The organism is Paradevosia shaoguanensis (genome assembly GCF_016801025.1).
GTDB lineage: Bacteria > Pseudomonadota > Alphaproteobacteria > Rhizobiales > Devosiaceae > Paradevosia > Paradevosia shaoguanensis.
In genome coordinates this window covers 3,947,547-3,964,780 of record NZ_CP068983.1, presented here as the reverse complement: position 1 = coordinate 3,964,780, position 17,234 = coordinate 3,947,547, and the positions used below count along the sequence as shown (strand labels likewise).

The following is a 17,234-nucleotide window of genomic DNA, read 5'->3' as shown; positions in this document are numbered from 1 at the left end:
AAATGGGCGCTATAGTCCTAGCGACTTGATCTTGCGATGCAAAGCGCTTCGTTCCATCCCGACGAATTCCGCCGTCTTGGAGATGTTGCCGCCGAACCGCTCGATCTGCGCCAGCAGGTATTGCCGCTCGAACACTTCGCGGGCATCGCGCAACGGCAGGCTCATCAGGTGTGCCGAAGCGTCGGTGTCTCCGACGGTCGGCAGCACCTCGCCGATATCGGACGGCAGCATCGCGGCCGTGATCATGCCATCCTCGGGCGCCTGCCCCTTCATCAGGATCAGCAACCGCTCGATCGAATTGCGGAGCTGGCGTGCATTGCCCGGCCAGTCCTGCGCCTGCAGCACCGCCATCGCATCGTCGCCGATGCTCATGCGCTGCAGGTTATGCATGCGGCAGATCTGCTCGATGAAGACATTGACCAGTGGCGGCACATCCTCGCGACGCTCCTTGAGCGGCGTAAGCTGCACCGGAACGATCGAAAGCCGATGGTAGAGATCCGAACGGAACTGCCCTGCCTCGACCAGCGTCGGGATGTTCAGCGAGCTCGAGGAGATGATTCGAACATCGATCGGTACGGCGACCTGTCCGCCGACGCGGTTGAACTTGTTCTCCACCAGCGTCCGCAGCAGTGCCGCCTGCGCCGACGGCGGCAGGGCCGTCACTTCCGACAGGTAGAGCGTCCCGCCATGCGCGCGCTCGAGCGCCCCCACCTCGGTCCGCAGGATACCCGTCTTCTCGCGCGTCTCGCGGCCGAACAGCACCACCGGCACTTCGTCGGGCGCGTAGAGCGAGGCGTTGATCTCGATGAACGGCGCCTGCGCGCGCGGGCTGCGCTGGTGAATGAGCCGCGCCACCAGCCCCTTGCCGGCACCCGATGGCCCCGCGACAAAGATGCGCGAGTTCGTCGGCGCGGATTTGTCGATTATGCCCTTCACCTGCTGCAGCGCGGGCGAGTGACCGACCATGTCGGTATTGGTCCCTGCCCCGCGCTCCTTGAGCTCGGCCACTTCGTTGCGCAGGCGCGTCGCCTCGACGGCCCGCTGCGTAATCAGCAGCAGCCGGTCGATCTTGAACGGTTTCTCGATGTAATCGTAAGCGCCACGCTTGATCGCCGAAACCGCGGTCTCGACGTTGCCATGGCCCGAAATCATGACGACGGGCATGTCGGGATGCTGGGATTGCAGCACATCGAGGAGTTGCAACCCGTCGAGGCGCGAGCCCTGCATCCAGATGTCCAGGAACACCAGGCTTGGCCGTCGCCGCGCAATTTCGTTCAGCCCGGAATCGGCGTCGTGCGCCTGCCGGGTTTCATAACCTTCATCCTCCAGGATGCCGGCGATGAGATCGCGAATATCGTCTTCATCGTCAATAATCAGAATATCAAGCGCCATTACTTGTTTGCAACCGCGGCAATCCGCGGCTCCTCTTCTCTGGTGGCCTTAAAGTCCGGTGTCGGCGTCTGGTCGGCGTCGTCGGTGTTAGGCGGGGCCTGCAACGGCAGTGTGAAGCTGAAACAAGCTCCCACCCTGCCATTGGAATCAGGTTCGGCGTCGATCAGTTCGACGTCGCCGCCGTGCTGTTCGATGATCTTTGCGACAATTGCGAGGCCGAGGCCGGTGCCTTTGTCCCGCGTCGTCATGTAGGGTTCGAGCAAGCGCTGCCGGTTGTCCTTCGGCCAACCTTTGCCGTTGTCGGAGACCGAGATTCTGGCCATCTTGCCGGCGATCTCACCCACGACAACAATCTGTGGATTTTGCACCACGTCGAGCCCGACGCCCTCGATGGCCTCCACTGCGTTCTTGAGCAGGTTGGTCATCACCTGGGCGATCAGGCGTCCGTCGAAATAGGCGGTAATCGCCTCTTCTGGCAAGTGCGTGATGATTTCGATCTCGGGCAGCCGGACACTTTCGAGGAAAACCGACTGCCGGATCGTATCGGAAAGATCGCCTGGCTCCGGCTTTGCCGTCGGCATCCGTGCGAAGGCCGAAAACTCTTCGACCATCCGCCCGATATCGCCCACATGGCGGATGATCGTGTTGATGCCCTTGTCGAAAATCTCGAAATCATCGGCAAGCTTGGACGCATACCGCCGGCGCAGGCGCTCCGCCGAAAGCTGGATCGGGGTCAGCGGGTTCTTGATCTCGTGGGCAATGCGGCGCGCCACATCCGCCCAGGCACTGGTCCGCTGCGCGGATTCGAGGTCCGTGATGTCGTCCAGCGTAATCACGTAGCCCTTGCTCTCGGTCATCGTGCCTTCGCGGGTGAGCTGCACCTGGTAAGTCCGCCGATCCTGCTCGTTGCCGATCTGTATCTGGTCGCGCACCTGCCCGCGCCTGACCGAATGCGCACGCTCAAGGATTGGCGCCAGCGCCGGAATTGCCTTGTTGGCACTTTCGCCCATGAGTTCGATTTCGGTCTTGCCGAACATTTCGCCGGCACGACTGTTGACCAGCGTGATGTTCCCGACCGGGTCGAGTCCGAGAATGCCGGCCGACACGCCCTCCACCACCGCCTCGGTAAACTGCCGCCGCTTCTCATTGGTCTCGTTGGCCGTGACGAGCGCTTCACGCTGCGATTTGAGCTGGCGCGTCATCGTATTGAAGCCATTGGACAAATCGCCAAGGTCGCCGCGATCCTCGACCGGCACCTGCACGTCGAGATCGCCCTTGCTGACGCGATTGGCCGCGATCATCAGGTTCCTGATCGGATCGACGAAGCGGTTGGCTAGCGCGATACCGATCCAGAGCGCCGCCAGCAGCAGCACCACGGCCAGGCCCGCATACATGATCGTGAACGTGATCTGGAACACCAGCCGGTTGGACGCGTATTGCCGGTACTCGGTGACGTTCGCGTCCGTCAGCTTCATATATTCGAGCACTTCCGGGTCCACCGGCCGTGCTACGAAGAGATAGATGTTGTCATAGCCGCGCAGCTTGACGATCGAGCCGACGAGGTTGGTCTTGCCCGGCGCAATCGGCGTCGGCGCGCCCTCGGTCACCCCCTGGGTTATCCCCTCGGGCAACTTCGGTGGCGTACCCTGCGCGGTAATCTGCGCCTTCATCAGCGTATCGCCGCTGGCCGAAATCAGCTGCGTATAGGGAAGCGAGCGCGTAACCGCCAGGGCCGTCAGGATATGCCCGAAGCGCTCCTTGTCGGTCTCGAACGTTCCCCTCGCCTGCTCCAGTTCGCTGGCCACCCAGATGATATCGTCACGTAGCACCTGGGCGTGTTCGAGAAGATATGAGCGCGCCACGAGGCGCGAGCTCTCCACCATCGCTCGGTTCCGCTCCGAGAACCACTGGTCGAGACCCTGGTTGAGGGCGACCGTGGCCACGATGGCGACGATGAACGCCGGAATGGCGGTCAGCAGCGCGAACATCGTCACCATGCGGATCTGCAGCTTGGCGCCCGCTTCTGCACGCGATCGCGCCTGCAGCAACAATACCGCCTCGGTCATGACCAGGGCCACGACGACGAGCACCAGGAGCCCGTTGATGATCCAGATGACCGCCCACATCTCGGGCGACGGCTCGATGCCGGTGACGCCGGAAAGGCTCATGAACGAAAGCAAGGTCATGACGACGGACGCCGTCACCACGATAAGGCCGACGAACCGGATAGCCTGCTTGCTGCCGTCGCCGGAGAAAAGCGCCTTTCGCGCTGCACTCGTCAGCGGGGGCGGATTCGTCGGCTGGCTCGGACCGGTGCCTTGAGTGTCGTCCATATCCTACGCCTCTAGGCGTCCCCCAATTCCGGCGGCCTGTTATCGTCTAAGGCTGACCCAATTGTGGCAAAGCTGCAACTCAATTGTTGCAATAGTGCAACGCAGGCAATGGAGCCCCCGGCTCCTGCCCGCATATTTCGTGCCTTATCCGGTAAATCTTACTCAGAAATGCTTAACCATCCGCTTGCGCGCGATGCAGGAAGGTCTCAGCTCCGCCGCGAATGCTTCACGATCTCGATACTGTGCGTCCGGATTTTCTTGCGCAGCGTATTGCGATTGAGCCCCAGCAACTCCGCCGCCTTGATCTGGTTGCCCGCGCACGCATTGAGCGCCATGGCGATCAGTGGCGCCTCGACCCTGTCGAGCACCCGCTGGTAGAGCCCGGCCGGCGGCAGCTTGGGCTCGTATTCCCGCAGCAATTGCGCCACATGCGCCTCGACCGCAGTCGAGACATCCACTGGACCAGTGGCCGCCGTAACCACCGGCTTCTCGCCGATATTGAGTTCCGTCTCAACGACTTCCGCCGAAATGCTCTCGTCGGCATAGAGCGCCACGAGTCGCCGGACGAGGTTCTCCAGCTCACGCACGTTGCCCGGCCACGAATAGTCCTGCATCACGCGGATCGCATCCGTCGAGATCGTCTTGATCGGCTCGCCATCGCGCTGCGCCGCCATCAGGAAATGCGACACCAGATCGCCGATATCATCAACGCGCTCCCGCAGCGGCGGCAGCCGGATCGGCACGACGTTGAGGCGATAGTAAAGATCCTCGCGGAACAGTCCCTGCCGGATCATCTGGCTGAGGTCGCGATGCGTCGCCGCCACGATGCGCACATTGGTCTTGAGCGGGGTGCGCCCGCCCACCATCGTATACTCGCCTTCCTGCAGCACACGCAGCAGCCGCGTTTGTGCATCCATCGGCATATCGCCGATTTCGTCGAGGAAGAGCGTGCCGCCCTCGGCCTGCTCGAACCGCCCCGACGACCGCGCCGTCGCGCCGGTAAAGGCCCCCTTCTCGTGGCCGAAAAGCTCGGCCTCGATGAGGTCACGCGGTATCGCCGCCATGTTGATGGCCACGAACGGGCCATTCCGGCGCTTGCCGAACTCGTGCAGCGCCCGCGCCACCAGTTCCTTGCCGGTCCCGCTTTCGCCCGTCACCATCACCGTGAGGTCGGTCTGCATCAGCCGCGCCAGCGCGCGATAGATGTCCTGCATCGCCGGCGAACGCCCCACCAGCGGCATGGCATCGCCCGCATCCTCGACATTGCGATCCCGCGGAGCCGGCTTCTTGGCATCTGCCAATGCCCGCTGCACCACCGACAGCACCTCGGTGATATCGAACGGCTTGGGTAGGTATTCATAAGCCCCGACCTCGGACGCCCGGATCGCCGTCATGAACGTATTCTGCGCGCTCATCACGATCATCGGCATGTCCGGGCGCAGCTTCTTGATCTTGGGCATGATGTCGAAGGCATTGCCGTCCGGCATGTGCACATCGGTAATCAGCAGATCACCTTCCCCGCGACTGACCCAGTTCCACATCGTGGACATGTTTCCCGTCGGCCGCACCTCGTAGCCCGCGCGCGTCAGCGCCTGGTTGAGGACCATACGGATCGCCGCATCGTCATCGGCAAGTAGAACGGTGTGGCCACTCATCTGGTCAAAGCCTCTTGGAAGTCAGACGGAATGCCGGCCGTCGCCACCGGCAATAGAATGCGGAACCGCGTGCGCCCCGGCCTGCTGTCGCAGTCGATGACCCCGCCATGGTCACCCACGATCTTGGCAACAAGCGCCAACCCAAGCCCAGAGCCATTGGCCTTGGTGGTCACGAACGGATCGAAAAGGAACGGCAGGATGTCCGAGGGCACCCCCGGCCCGTTGTCCTCGATGACGATTTCGAGCGGCAGCGAGATGCGCTCCGCGATTCCCGTAACGGCAATACGGATGCCCGGCCGGAAGGCTGTCGAGAACCGAATCTCCGGCTTCGCCGTTCGCTCAAGCGCTTCCGAGGCATTCTTGACGAGGTTCAGGAACACCTGGATGAGCTGGTCCCGGTTGCCGAACACCGGCGGCAGCGACGGATCGTACTCTTCCGAGAAGGAGATGCCCCGCGCCACCCCGTTCCGCGCAAGCAGCTTCACCCGATCGAGCACCACGTGGATGTTGATCGGCTCCCGCTCCAGCGGCCTGTCGTCGCCGAAAATCTCGACGCGATCGATGAGATCGACGATGCGATCGGTTTCCTCGCGGATCAGCCGCGCCAGCGGCACTTCCTCTTCCGAAACCGTCTGCTCCAGCAATTGCGCGGCACCGCGAATGCCGGAAAGCGGGTTCTTGATCTCATGGGCCAGCATCGAGGCCAGTCCCGTCACCGACCGAGCCGCGCCGCGCGAAACCAGTTGCCGGTCGATCTTGTCGGCCATCGTCCGCTCCTGGAAGAGCAGCGTGACGCGACCATCGGTATCGGAAATCGGGCTCGCATAGACATCAACGATCCGCTCCTCCCCGAACCGGGAAGAATCGACCGAAACGCGATATTCCGTCATTGGCGATCGTCGGCTGTTGACCGTCTCGACCAGATTGAGAATGGGCGAGCCGAACGCGATGAGATCGTTGAGTTTCTGTCGTGCCAGAACGCTCAGCGAAGCGCCGAAGAAGGCCTCCGCTGCATAGTTCACGAACACTATGGTGTTGTCCGTGTCGCAGACGATCACCGGCTGCGGAAGCGCCTGGAGAACGGAGGCCGCAATACCAATGGCCTCGCCGCTCATGCCGCCTCCCTCCAATTGCCCGAATAGATTTCCGGGATCATCGCCAGAACTGCCTCGGGGCTCTCCGCATTGAGCAGCCCATGCCGCGTCGGCTTATCGAGCACGATGCCCAGCGCTTCGAGATACCAATCCAGGTGCTTGCGGGCCGCCCGGACGCCGACATGCGTGCCGTATTCGGACATCATGTCCTCGTAGTGCACGGCGATCAGTTCGGTCAGCTCATCGCCCGCCGGCGCCTCGGGCACCTGTTCGCCCGCCAGCGCCGCCCCGATCTGCCCGACCACCCACGGCCGCCCCTGCGCTCCGCGCCCCAGCATCACCGCAGCCGCGCCGGACTGCTGCAAGGCCTCGCGCGCGCTCGCCAGGTCGACCACGTCGCCATTCACCACCACCGGCACATCGACGGCCTCGACGACCGCCCGCACCAACTCCCAGCGCGCCGTGCCCTTGTAGAATTGCTGCCGCGTGCGCCCGTGCACCGTGATCATCTTGACCCCGGCATTGACCGCGTCGCGCGCGATCTGCGCAGCGTTGAGGCAATCATCATCCCAGCCCAGCCGCATCTTGACCGTCACCGGCAAAGACGTCGCCGAAACCACCGTTTCCACCAGCTTGAGCGCCTGATCCGGCACCCGCATCAGCGCCGAGCCGGCAAAGCCATTGGTTACGCGCTTGGCGGGACAACCGAAATTGATATCTAGAATATCGGCGCCGGCATCGCAGGCGATCTCCGCCCCGCGCTGCATCCACTCCGCCTCGCATCCGGCAAGCTGCACCACATGCGGCAGCCGCCCCTCGCGCTTGTTGAGCCGGCGAACCATGTCGTTCTGCGCTGCTGCCAGCGCCGAGCTCGCAATCATCTCCGAAACGACAAGGCCTGCGCCATGGCGCTCGGCTATGGTGCGGAACGGGCGATCGGTAATCCCCGCCATCGGGGCAAGAAATGCTTTGTTGGGAAGCGCATGGTCGCCAATGCTTATCCCACGGGCAATCGAACTCAAAAATCTGCCCCCAAATTGCTCAACTTGACGGGAATGCCCGAACAATAATCAAATATCGAGCTTGCGCAACACCCTATGCGTCGCAGGCGCAGCGCCGGTGCACAATCGGCCTTGCTGGTCCGGGTGATGGCCTTTAGACCCACTGCAACGTCATAATCAATCAAGGCTGTCCGTGACTCGCGCCCGCTCCATCGCCGCAATCGTCGTCGCCGCAGGCAAAGGCGAACGTGCCAGCGCTAATGGAGAGACCGAGCCCAAGCAATATCGCCTGGTGCATGGCATCCCTGTGCTGACGCGCACCATCCGCGCCCTTCTGGATATTCCAGAGATTTCCGCGGTTGTCCCGGTCATCCACCCCGATCACGCCGCGCGCTACGCCGCCCTAGGCCTCGCCGATGACCGCCTCCTGCCCGCCGTCACCGGCGGCGCCACCCGCCAGTCCTCGGTCCTTGCGGGCCTCATGGCGCTGGGAAAGATTCGACCCGACCTCGTCCTGATTCAGGACGCCGCGCGCCCCTTTGTAGACGCCAAGCTGGTCCACGGCGTCATCGCCGGCCTTGCCGACCACGAAGCCGCGTTGCCGGCCATGCCGGTCACCGATACCATCAAGAAAGCGCCGGACGGCATCAATGTCGTCTCGACCGAAGACAGGCGCGTCCTCTTCGCCGCCCAGACGCCGCAGGGTTTCCGCTTCCCGCAGATTCTCTCCGCGCATATGCGCGCCAGCACCCTGCCCCGTGAATTCACCGACGATGCCGCCATTGCCGAATGGGCCGGGCTGCGCGTCGCCATCACGCCGGGCAACGCCAACAACATCAAGATCACCCTGCCGGAAGACTTCGAGCGGGCTGAACGCATGATCGCAGGAGCTCAAGCCATGGAAACTCGCGTCGGTACCGGATTCGACGTCCACGAATTCGAGCCTGGCGACGCGGTATGGCTGGGTGGCGTCAAGATTCCGCACACCGCCAGGCTCAAGGGCCATTCGGATGCCGACGTGGCCCTCCACGCCATCACCGATGCCATCTATGGCGCGCTGGGCGAAGGCGACATCGGCACGCATTTCCCGCCCAGCGATCCGCAATGGCGCGGGGCCGCATCGGTCATCTTCCTTGAGCATGCAGCGGGGCTGGTCGCAGTGCGCGGCGGCCGTATCGTCAACCTCGACGCCACCATCGTAGCCGAATCTCCGCGTATCGCGGCGCATGTTCCCGCAATGCGGGAGGTAATTGCAACGGCTTGCGCGATCACGCCATCCCGCGTCACTATCAAGGCCACGACCAGCGAAAGACTGGGCTTTACGGGCCGCGAGGAGGGCATTGTCGCCATGGCTAGCGCAAGTATCGAACTGCCGCGGATAGACTGACATGGCAGGCAAGCAGGCGCCTGACCCCGCCAAAGAGGTCATCGAAACGCTTGTTTCCCGCAAGATGACGCTGGCGACGGCTGAAAGCTGTACGGGCGGCCTGCTCTCCGGCGCCATCACCGCCATTCCCGGCTCTTCCGAAGCTTTTTACGGTGGCTTCGTCACCTATTCCAACTCCGCCAAGTCCCGAATGATCGGCGTGCCGGCGCGCATGATCCAGGATCACGGTGCGGTTTCAGCCCCGGTGGCCCGCGCAATGGCCGACGGCGCCCGGAACACCGCTCGCACCGATATTGCCGTCAGCATCACCGGCGTAGCCGGCCCGAGCGGCGGCACCGAGCGCAAGCCGGTCGGCCTGGTCTACTTCGCCGTCGCCACCAAGGACGGCACCGACGTCAAGGAAATGCGCTTCGGCGATATCGGCCGCGAGGCCATTCGCCAGGCCAGCGTCGAGACCGCCCTCAAGATGGTGCTCGAAACCCTTGCCAAGCCGGAAGAGCACTGAGGCCTATTCGCCGAACCGGCGATCTGCCTCTTCGACGAACGCGTTGATGATTTCCTCCTGCTTGGCCGCAAAGGCCGGCTCGGCCACGGCCGCGATCAGCGGGTTGGAAATCTTGAAGTCGATGTCGAAGCGCACACGCGTGCCCTGCCCCTCGGGTTCCAGCGTCCACTGGCTGTTGAGATAGGCAAAAGGCCCATCTACCGCCTTGGCCGCGATCGTGCGCGCCTCGAGATCGAGCGTCACTCGGCTCGTATAGGCCTGCGTCACCGGCCCGAACCGGATCGTCATCTTTGCGAAGCGAACGTCCCCGGGAGCGCCAAAATCCTTTTTCACGATCATGGCGCTGCAATTGGGGATGAAGCGCGGATAGCTCTCCAGGTCCGCCACAAGATCGAACATCCTGTCGGCCAGATGCGGAACGTGCCGCTCCAGGTAGAGATCAGGCATGCTTGGCCAATCGTGCGGCACGCAGCTTGGCGAAATCCTCGCCGGCATGGTGTGAAGACCGAGTCAGTGGGCTCGACGACACCAGCAGGAAGCCCTTGGTCTGCGCGACCGTCGCGTAGGACTTGAATTCGTCGGGGGTGACAAAGCTGATCACCGGATGGTGCTTGCGCGTCGGCTGCAGGTACTGGCCGATAGTCAGGAAATCGACATCGGCGCTGCGCAGATCATCCATAAGCTGGAGCACTTCGTTGCGCTCCTCGCCAAGGCCAACCATGATCCCCGACTTGGTGAACATGGTGGGATCGAGTTCCTTGACCCGCTGCAGCAGCCGGATCGAGTGGAAATACCGCGCACCCGGCCGCACCTTGAGGTACTTGCTCGGCACGGTTTCGAGGTTGTGGTTGAAGACGTCGGGCTTGGCTTTCACGACGACTTCCAGCGCGCCTTCCTTGCGCAGGAAGTCCGGCGTCAGGATTTCGATGGTCGTGGTCGGGTTCTTCTCGCGGATCGCATAGATCACGTCGGCAAAGTGGTGCGCACCGCCATCGGGCAGGTCGTCACGATCGACCGAGGTGATGACCACATGCTCGAGCCCGAGCTTCTGCACGGCCTTGGCCACGTTCTCCGGCTCATGCGGATCGAGCGCCAGCGGCAGGCCGGTGCGCACGTTGCAGAAGGCGCAGGCGCGCGTGCAAATCTCGCCCATGATCATCATGGTCGCATGCTTCTTGGACCAGCACTCCCCGATATTGGGGCAACCGGCTTCCTCGCACACCGTCACGAGATTGTTCTCGCGCACGATCTGCTTGGTTTCGTTGTAGACCGGCGAACCGGGCGCGCGGACGCGAATCCAGTCCGGCTTGCGCAGCATGACCGTTTCGGGCCGGTTGGCCTTTTCGGGGTGGCGCGGGCGTTCGACGCCCGTATTGTCGATCAGGGTAACCACGAGTACCTCTTAACTCTCCTCGCCAACCCTCCCCAGGGTGGATCAGGCGCCGGCGATGAGCCTTGCCGCCAGCACCACGACGATGGCACCCACCGTCGCAGTAATGATCTGGGTCACGATAGTGTTCTTGATCCCCAGATTGATATTGAGCGCCGCAAACAGATAGCCGCCCACGAACGCGCCGATCACGCCCTTGAGCAGCGAGCCGAACAGCCCGCCCGAGCCGCCCACGACCAGCCCCGCAAGCCAACCGGCCACGAGGCCAATGGCCAGGAAGATGACGAGCGCGCGGGCATTGATGCTCATGGCGAAACCTTCAGGTCCTGTATTTCTGCGCTGCGGAACAGCCATCTTCGCGTCCCCCGTGAAAATGCCACTGACATATCGCCTGTAGCAGCCCGCGCTTCAAGCCTCAGATGTTGAGCGCGCGCCCATAGGCATCGAGCACGCTTTCCTTCATCGTCTCGCTCAGGGTCGGATGCGGGAAGATGGTGTGGATGAGTTCTTCCTCGGTGGTCTCGAGGTTCATCGAGATCACAAAGCCCTGGATAAGCTCGGTCACCTCCGCGCCGACCATATGGGCTCCGAGGAGCTCGCCGGTCTTGGCGTCGAAGATGGTCTTGACCAGGCCATCCGGCTCGCCCAGCGCAATGGCCTTGCCGTTGCCGATGAACGGGAAGCGGCCGACCTTGATGTCGCGTCCGGCTTCCTTGGCCTTGGCCTCGGTCAGCCCCACGCTCGCCACCTGCGGCTCGCAATAGGTGCAGCCCGGCACCTTGCTCTTGTCGAGCCCATGGGTCTTGAGGCCCGCAATGGTCTCGACGGTGACGACAGCCTCGTGCTCGGCCTTGTGCGCGAGCATCGGCGGGCCGGCGACGTCGCCGATGGCCCAGACGCCCGGCACGCTCGTGCGTCCGTATCCGTCGATGACGATGGCGCCGCGGTCGATCTTGACGCCCACCTTCTCGAGCCCGAGGTTCTCGGTGTTGCACTGCACGCCGACGGCCGAGATCAGCTTGTCGGCCGCGACCGTGGTGGTCTTGCCGTCCTTGAACTCGACGCTGGCGACGATGCCGTCCTTGGTCTTTTCAACCTTGGACACCTTGGCGTCGGTCATGAACTTGATGCCGCGCTTTTCCATGCGCTTGCGCACATGGGCGGCGATCTCGGCATCTTCCACCGGCAAGATCTGCGGCAGCAGCTCGATCACCGTCACTTCGGCGCCCAGCGAGCGGTAGAACGAGGCGAACTCGATACCGATGGCGCCCGAACCCATGATGGCGAGCGACTTGGGCATGGCAGCCGGCTTCATCGCCTCGAAATAGGTCCAGATCTTGTCGCCATCGGGCTCGATGCCCGGGAGCACGCGCGGACGCGCGCCGGTGGCGATGATGATGTTCTTGGCCTTGTAGGTGCCCTCGCCCAGCGTGTTCTTGGGCGCCGGCCATTGCGGCTCCATCGGCTTCTTGGTGGTTTTGACCACCTTGATCTCGTTTGCCGAGGTCAGCGCGGCTTCGCCCCAGATGATGTCGACCTTGTTCTTCTTCATGAGGAACTGGACGCCGTTGTTCATCTGGCCGGCGATGGCGCGCGAGCGCTTGACGATGGCGTCGATGTCGAAGCCGAACTTCTCGGCGCTGAGGCCGTAATCCTTGGCGTGGCCCATGTGGCTGTAGATCTCGGCCGAGCGCAGCAGCGCCTTGGTCGGGATACAACCCCAGTTCGAGCAGATGCCGGCCATGTGCTCGCGCTCGATGATGGCGGTCTTCATGCCCAGCTGGGCCGCGCGGATGGCCGCGACGTAACCGCCGGGACCGGCACCGATGACAATCAGATCGTATGAGTCAGCCATGGGCTCCTCTTGGAGTTGGCAGGCCTAGAGGCCGAGCAGTGATTTGACGACCGGCACGAGGCCGTCGCCGATAGCACGTGTGTTTCGCGCGTCGAGGTGAACGCCGTCAGCCGGGTCCGCCTTGGCGACAGTCGAGGCGTCGAAGAACGCCACGCCCAGCTCCGCTGCGCGCTTTGCATAATGACTCGCGAAAGTCTGCGACTGCGCGATGCCGTTGCTGCCGCCGAAGCGCTCGATCACGTCGCTGTTGGCCGACGCCACGAGATGCGGCGGGGCCACGATCATGATGTGCGGAATCGGCTCGAGCAGAGCCCCGAAATGCCCGCGGATGACCTGGATCAGCCGACGCACGCCGAACGAGGCCTGCAACGCGCTGCCGTTGATGTAGGGCTTCAGGTCATTGGTGCCCAGGAACAGGATCACCAGGTCCAGCGGCGAATGCGTGGCCAGCATTACCGGGAGCGTCTTGGCGCCGTTGAGCTCGAAATTGGCCGCCCAGTCGTCGAAGACGGTCGTTCGCCCGCCCAACCCCTCGGCGAAGACGCGCGCCTTGCCCTCGAGTCCCGCCTCAAGCCGGCTGGCCCAACGGTCCTCATAGGCATGGCGCGGGCCGTTCGGAAGCGGGCTGGCGCCAAACGTCAGGCTGTCGCCATAGGCGAGGATGTTCTTCATCGCCCTGCCCTTAAGCCAGCATCATGACGGGATTTTCGATCAGGCCCTTGAAGACGCCGAGGACTTCCGCGCCGAGCGCACCGTCGACGGCGCGGTGGTCGCAGGAGAGGGTCACGGTCATGAAGTTGCCGACCTTGACCTGGCCCTTGTCCGCATAGACGCGCTCTTCGCCGACGCCGACCGCGAGGATCGTGCCGTGCGGCGGGTTGATGACGGCGGCGAATTCGCGGATGCCGAACATGCCGAGGTTGGAAACCGAGGTCGAACCGCCCTGGTATTCGTGCGGAGCCAGCTTCTTGTTGCGGGCGCGACCGGCGAGGTCCTTCACTTCCTCGGATATCTCGCGCAGCGACTTGGTGTCGGCCGACTTGACCACCGGGGTGAAGAGACCGCCGGGTACGGCGACCGCAACGGCCACGTCCGAACGCTTGTGGTAGAGGATCGAGTCCCCGGCCCAGGTCGCGTTGGCAGCCGGAACGCGCTGGAGCGCCACGGCCCAGGCCTTCATGACGAAGTCGTTGACCGAGAGCTTGTACTCCGGCTTGCCGTCCTTGGACTTGGGCGCGGCGAAGTTGATCTGCTCGCGGGCGGCGAGCAACGCGTCGATCTTGCAGTCGAGCGTCAGGTAGAAATGCGGAACCGTCTGCTTGCTCTCGGTGAGGCGCGCGGCGACAGTCTTGCGCATGCCGTCGTTCGGCACGGCCTCATAGCTGCCCTCGGGATAGAGAGCGAGAACCTGGGCCTTGGTCATGCCACCCGCAATTGCAGCGCCGGCCGGAGCGGAAGCCGCTGCGGCGGGTGCCGGAGCCTTGAGCGACGACTTGCCCGACTTCACAGCCTCGACGTCAGCCTTGACCACGCGGCCATGCGGACCGGTGCCGGAAATGGCGGACACGTCGATGCCGGCTTCCTTGGCCAGGCGACGAGCGAGCGGCGAAGCGAAGATGCGCGACCCGTTGGTATTGGCAGCCTGCTGCAGCGTGCTGCCAAGCTGGGCCACTTTGTCCACCAGAGCGGCGCGCTCAGCCGGCGCGGCTACTGCGGAACCCGTAGCAGTCGACTGCACGGCCGGAGCGGGCGCTGCGGCAGCGGGTGCCGGCGCAGCGGCCTTGGGAGCCGGAGCCGCCGGGGCCTTGGCCACGGCATCGGCGCTCTCGCCTTCCTGCAACAGGATGGCGATGACCGAATTGACTTTCACGCCCTCGGTGCCCTCGGCCACGACGATCTTGCCGATCTTGCCTTCGTCCACGGCCTCGACTTCCATCGTGGCCTTGTCGGTCTCGATTTCGGCGATCACGTCACCGGAGGAAACGCTATCGCCTTCCTTGACGTGCCACTTGGCAAGCTTGCCCTCTTCCATCGTCGGAGAGAGCGCCGGCATGGTGATGTTGATGCTCATGAAAGCCTCTCTCAGTTCCGATAGGTCACGGCCTTGACCGCCGCGACGACCTCATCGACGTTCGGCAGGGCCAGCTTTTCGAGGTTGGCGGCGTAAGGCATCGGCACATCCTTGCCGGTGACGCGAGTCACGGGGGCGTCGAGATAGTCGAAGGCGCCTTCCATCACGCGCGCTGCGAGTTCGGCACCGATGCCGCCCTGTGGCCAGCCTTCTTCAACCGTCACGAGGCGGCCGGTCTTCTTGACGGATTCGATGACCGCGGCGCTGTCCATCGGGCGCAGCGTGCGCAGGTCGATGAGTTCGACGTCAATGCCCTCGGCAACCAGCTTCTCAGTGGCCTGCAACGCGTAGCGCATGCCCATGGAGAAGGAGACGATGGTCGCGTCCTTGCCCTCGCGGACGATGCGCGCCTTGCCGATCGGCAGCACGTAGTCGTCGACCTTGGGCACGAGGCCGGTCGAGCCGTAGAGGATTTCGTTTTCGAGGAAGACGATCGGGTTGTTCGAGCGGATCGCCGCCTTGAGCAGGCCCTTGGCGTCAGCCGCGCTGAACGGGGCGACCACGGTCAGGCCCGGAATGTGCGAGTACCAGGCCGAATAATCCTGGCTGTGCTGGGCGGCAACGCGAGAGGCGACGCCGTTGGGACCGCGGAACACGATGGGCGCAGTCACCTGCCCGCCGGACATATAGAGCTGCTTGGCGGCCGAGTTGATGATCTGGTCGATCGCCTGCATGGCGAAGTTCCAGGTCATGAACTCGATGATCGGGCGAAGACCTGCGAAGGCCGCGCCGACGCCCAAGCCGGCAAAGCCATGCTCGGTAATCGGGGTGTCGATGACTCGCTTCTCGCCGAATTCGTCGAGCAGGCCCTGGGTCACCTTGTAGGCACCCTGGTACTGGGCGACTTCCTCACCCATGATGAAGATGTCCGGGTCGCGGCGCATTTCCTCGGCCATGGCCTCGCGCAGCGCTTCGCGCACCGTCATCTCGACATATTCGACATTGGCCGGCAGATCCGGGTCGGCGGCAGGCACGAAGGTCGGCGCGCCGGCGGCGGGAGCCGCCACAACCGCGGGGACCGTCTCGGCCACCACTTCCGGCTTGGTCGTCGGCTCGGCCGGCTGCTCGTCGCCAACCTGCTCGCCTTCCGCCAGCACCAGCGCGATCGGCGTATTGACCTTGACGCCTTCCGTACCTTCGGCAACCAGCAGCTTCTTGACGGTGCCGCTATCGATGGATTCGACTTCCATCGTCGCCTTGTCGGTCTCGATCTCGGCCAATACGTCGCCGGGCGATACGATGTCGCCTTCCTTGACGAGCCACTTGGCCAGTTTGCCCTCTTCCATCGTCGGCGACAGGGCGGGCATCAGAATATTGGGCATTTAGGTCTCCTGCCGTATCGCCGCGCTTCCGAGCGCCGGCTTGCGGGGAATGTCTTGGGTCAGGCCGGAAGCGTGATATCGGTCCAGAGCTCGGACACATCCGGCTCGGGATCGTTGGTCGCAAAGTCGGCGGCTTCCGTGACGATGGCGCGAACCTCGGCCTCGATGGCCTTGAGGCTTTCCTCGGTGCCGTAGCGCTTTTCGAGGATGCGCTGCTTGCTTTGCTCGATCGCATCATGCTCGGCGCGCATCGTCTGCACTTCTTCCTTGGACCGGTACTTGGCCGGGTCGGACATGGAGTGGCCGCGATAGCGATAGGTCAGCATTTCGAGGATATACGGGCCCTTGCCGCTCCGCGCGTGCTCGATGGCGCGCTTGGCGGCGTCATAGACCATACGCACGTCCATGCCGTCGACCTGCTCGCCCGGAATGTCGAACGAACGACCGCGCTGGGACAGGTCCGTGGTGGATGCGGCACGCTCGAGCGAGGTGCCCATGCCGTAATGGTTATTCTCGATGATATAGACGACCGGCAGGTTCCAGAGCTTGGCCATGTTGAAGCTCTCATAGACCTGCCCCTGGTTCGACGCACCGTCGCCGAAATAGGCAAGGCTCACCGTGCCATCGCCGCGATACTGGCTGGCAAAGGCCAGGCCCGTGCCCAGGCTCACCTGCGCACCCACGATGCCGTTGCCGCCGTAGAAGCGATGCTCGTTCGAGAACATGTGCATCGAGCCGCCTTTGCCTTTCGACAGGCCGCCCTGGCGTCCGGTGAGTTCGGCCATCACGCCCTTGGGGTCCAGCCCCATCACCAGCATATGGCCGTGATCGCGGTAGCCCGTGATCTGGGCGTCTTCGCCCTTTTTACTCGCCATGGTGATGCCGGTCACCACGGCTTCCTGGCCGATATAGAGATGGCAGAAACCGCCGATCAGGCCCATGCCGTAAAGCTGACCGGCCTTCTCTTCGAAGCGCCGGATCAGAAGCATGTCGCGATAGGCGGAAAGTTCCTGTTCCTTGGTGAGTTCAGGGACGTTCGTTTGGGCCTTTGAGGCCACCGTCGCCTTGCGCGCCATGGGCTATGCTCCGAATAGTGTGGAATGCCGCTGTAACCGTGACCTCAGTAGGCCACAGCCGCGGACAATAGCGCAAGAGTGTCGCAGGGCACA

15 protein-coding genes are annotated in these 17,234 nt (G+C 63.5%); 2 read left to right on the top strand and 13 right to left on the bottom strand.

The features are described 5' to 3' along the window. Window positions 1–9 precede the first annotated feature (9 nt). The 5 genes from ntrX to dusB form a co-directional block, all read right to left on the bottom strand. Window positions 10–1,392, bottom strand: a complete 1,383-nt coding sequence (ntrX, locus tag JNE37_RS19290) for a nitrogen assimilation response regulator NtrX (RefSeq protein WP_035038805.1) — start codon at window positions 1,390–1,392, stop codon at window positions 10–12. Further along, window positions 1,392–3,725 carry a sensor histidine kinase NtrY-like gene (locus tag JNE37_RS19285; protein ID WP_182397342.1) on the bottom strand — a complete coding sequence of 778 codons (2,334 nt, stop codon included), beginning with the start codon at window positions 3,723–3,725 and terminating at the stop codon, window positions 1,392–1,394. Before JNE37_RS19285 ends, ntrX begins: the two co-directional genes overlap by 1 nt. Window positions 3,726–3,931: 206 nt before the next feature. Further along, a complete protein-coding gene (gene ntrC / locus JNE37_RS19280; protein WP_035093875.1) occupies window positions 3,932–5,380 on the bottom strand; it encodes a nitrogen regulation protein NR(I) in 1,449 nt (482 codons plus the stop codon). Then, on the bottom strand, window positions 5,377–6,495 hold the full coding sequence (locus JNE37_RS19275) for a two-component system sensor histidine kinase NtrB (RefSeq protein WP_035038809.1): 1,119 nt from the start codon (window positions 6,493–6,495) through the stop codon (window positions 5,377–5,379). The genes ntrC and JNE37_RS19275 overlap by 4 nt, the downstream gene beginning before the upstream one ends. After that, window positions 6,492–7,427 carry a tRNA dihydrouridine synthase DusB gene (gene dusB / locus JNE37_RS19270; protein ID WP_203064391.1) on the bottom strand — a complete coding sequence of 312 codons (936 nt, stop codon included), beginning with the start codon at window positions 7,425–7,427 and terminating at the stop codon, window positions 6,492–6,494. The genes JNE37_RS19275 and dusB overlap by 4 nt, the downstream gene beginning before the upstream one ends. Before the next feature lie 241 nt (window positions 7,428–7,668). Here dusB and JNE37_RS19265 point away from each other — a divergent pair, with 241 nt between their 5' ends. Further along, a complete protein-coding gene (locus JNE37_RS19265) occupies window positions 7,669–8,862 on the top strand; it encodes a bifunctional 2-C-methyl-D-erythritol 4-phosphate cytidylyltransferase/2-C-methyl-D-erythritol 2,4-cyclodiphosphate synthase (RefSeq protein ID WP_203064389.1) in 1,194 nt (397 codons plus the stop codon). A gap of 1 nt (window position 8,863) precedes the next feature. Beyond that, complete coding sequence (locus JNE37_RS19260) at window positions 8,864–9,367, top strand: CinA family protein (protein ID WP_203064387.1); 504 nt, start codon at window positions 8,864–8,866, stop codon at window positions 9,365–9,367. A gap of 3 nt (window positions 9,368–9,370) precedes the next feature. Here JNE37_RS19260 and JNE37_RS19255 read toward each other — a convergent pair whose 3' ends face one another. The 8 genes from JNE37_RS19255 to pdhA all read right to left on the bottom strand — a co-directional run bounded on the left by JNE37_RS19255 (window position 9,371) and on the right by pdhA (window position 17,141). Next, a complete protein-coding gene (locus JNE37_RS19255) occupies window positions 9,371–9,814 on the bottom strand; it encodes a type II toxin-antitoxin system RatA family toxin (protein WP_203064378.1) in 444 nt (147 codons plus the stop codon). Further along, window positions 9,807–10,760, bottom strand: a complete 954-nt coding sequence (gene lipA, locus JNE37_RS19250; protein ID WP_035093880.1) for a lipoyl synthase — start codon at window positions 10,758–10,760, stop codon at window positions 9,807–9,809. The genes JNE37_RS19255 and lipA overlap by 8 nt, the downstream gene beginning before the upstream one ends. Before the next feature lie 42 nt (window positions 10,761–10,802). After that, the gene (locus tag JNE37_RS19245) at window positions 10,803–11,066 is read right to left on the bottom strand and encodes a GlsB/YeaQ/YmgE family stress response membrane protein (protein WP_203064376.1); all 264 of its coding nucleotides are present in this window, start codon (window positions 11,064–11,066) and stop codon (window positions 10,803–10,805) included. A 106-nt stretch (window positions 11,067–11,172) separates the two neighbouring features. Continuing rightward, on the bottom strand, window positions 11,173–12,612 hold the full coding sequence (lpdA, locus tag JNE37_RS19240; protein WP_203064374.1) for a dihydrolipoyl dehydrogenase: 1,440 nt from the start codon (window positions 12,610–12,612) through the stop codon (window positions 11,173–11,175). Between the two features lie 24 nt (window positions 12,613–12,636). After that, entirely contained in the window at window positions 12,637–13,284 is a 648-nt protein-coding gene (locus JNE37_RS19235) for an SGNH/GDSL hydrolase family protein (RefSeq protein WP_203064372.1), read from the bottom strand. Between the two features lie 10 nt (window positions 13,285–13,294). After that, complete coding sequence (locus JNE37_RS19230; protein WP_203064370.1) at window positions 13,295–14,683, bottom strand: pyruvate dehydrogenase complex dihydrolipoamide acetyltransferase; 1,389 nt, start codon at window positions 14,681–14,683, stop codon at window positions 13,295–13,297. Between the two features lie 11 nt (window positions 14,684–14,694). Then, window positions 14,695–16,065 (bottom strand): pyruvate dehydrogenase complex E1 component subunit beta, encoded by a 1,371-nt coding sequence (locus tag JNE37_RS19225; protein WP_203064368.1) that lies wholly within the window; start codon window positions 16,063–16,065, stop codon window positions 14,695–14,697. Window positions 16,066–16,124: 59 nt separating this feature from the next. Next, complete coding sequence (gene pdhA / locus JNE37_RS19220) at window positions 16,125–17,141, bottom strand: pyruvate dehydrogenase (acetyl-transferring) E1 component subunit alpha (RefSeq protein WP_052016160.1); 1,017 nt, start codon at window positions 17,139–17,141, stop codon at window positions 16,125–16,127. Between the last annotated feature and the right edge of the window lie 93 nt (window positions 17,142–17,234).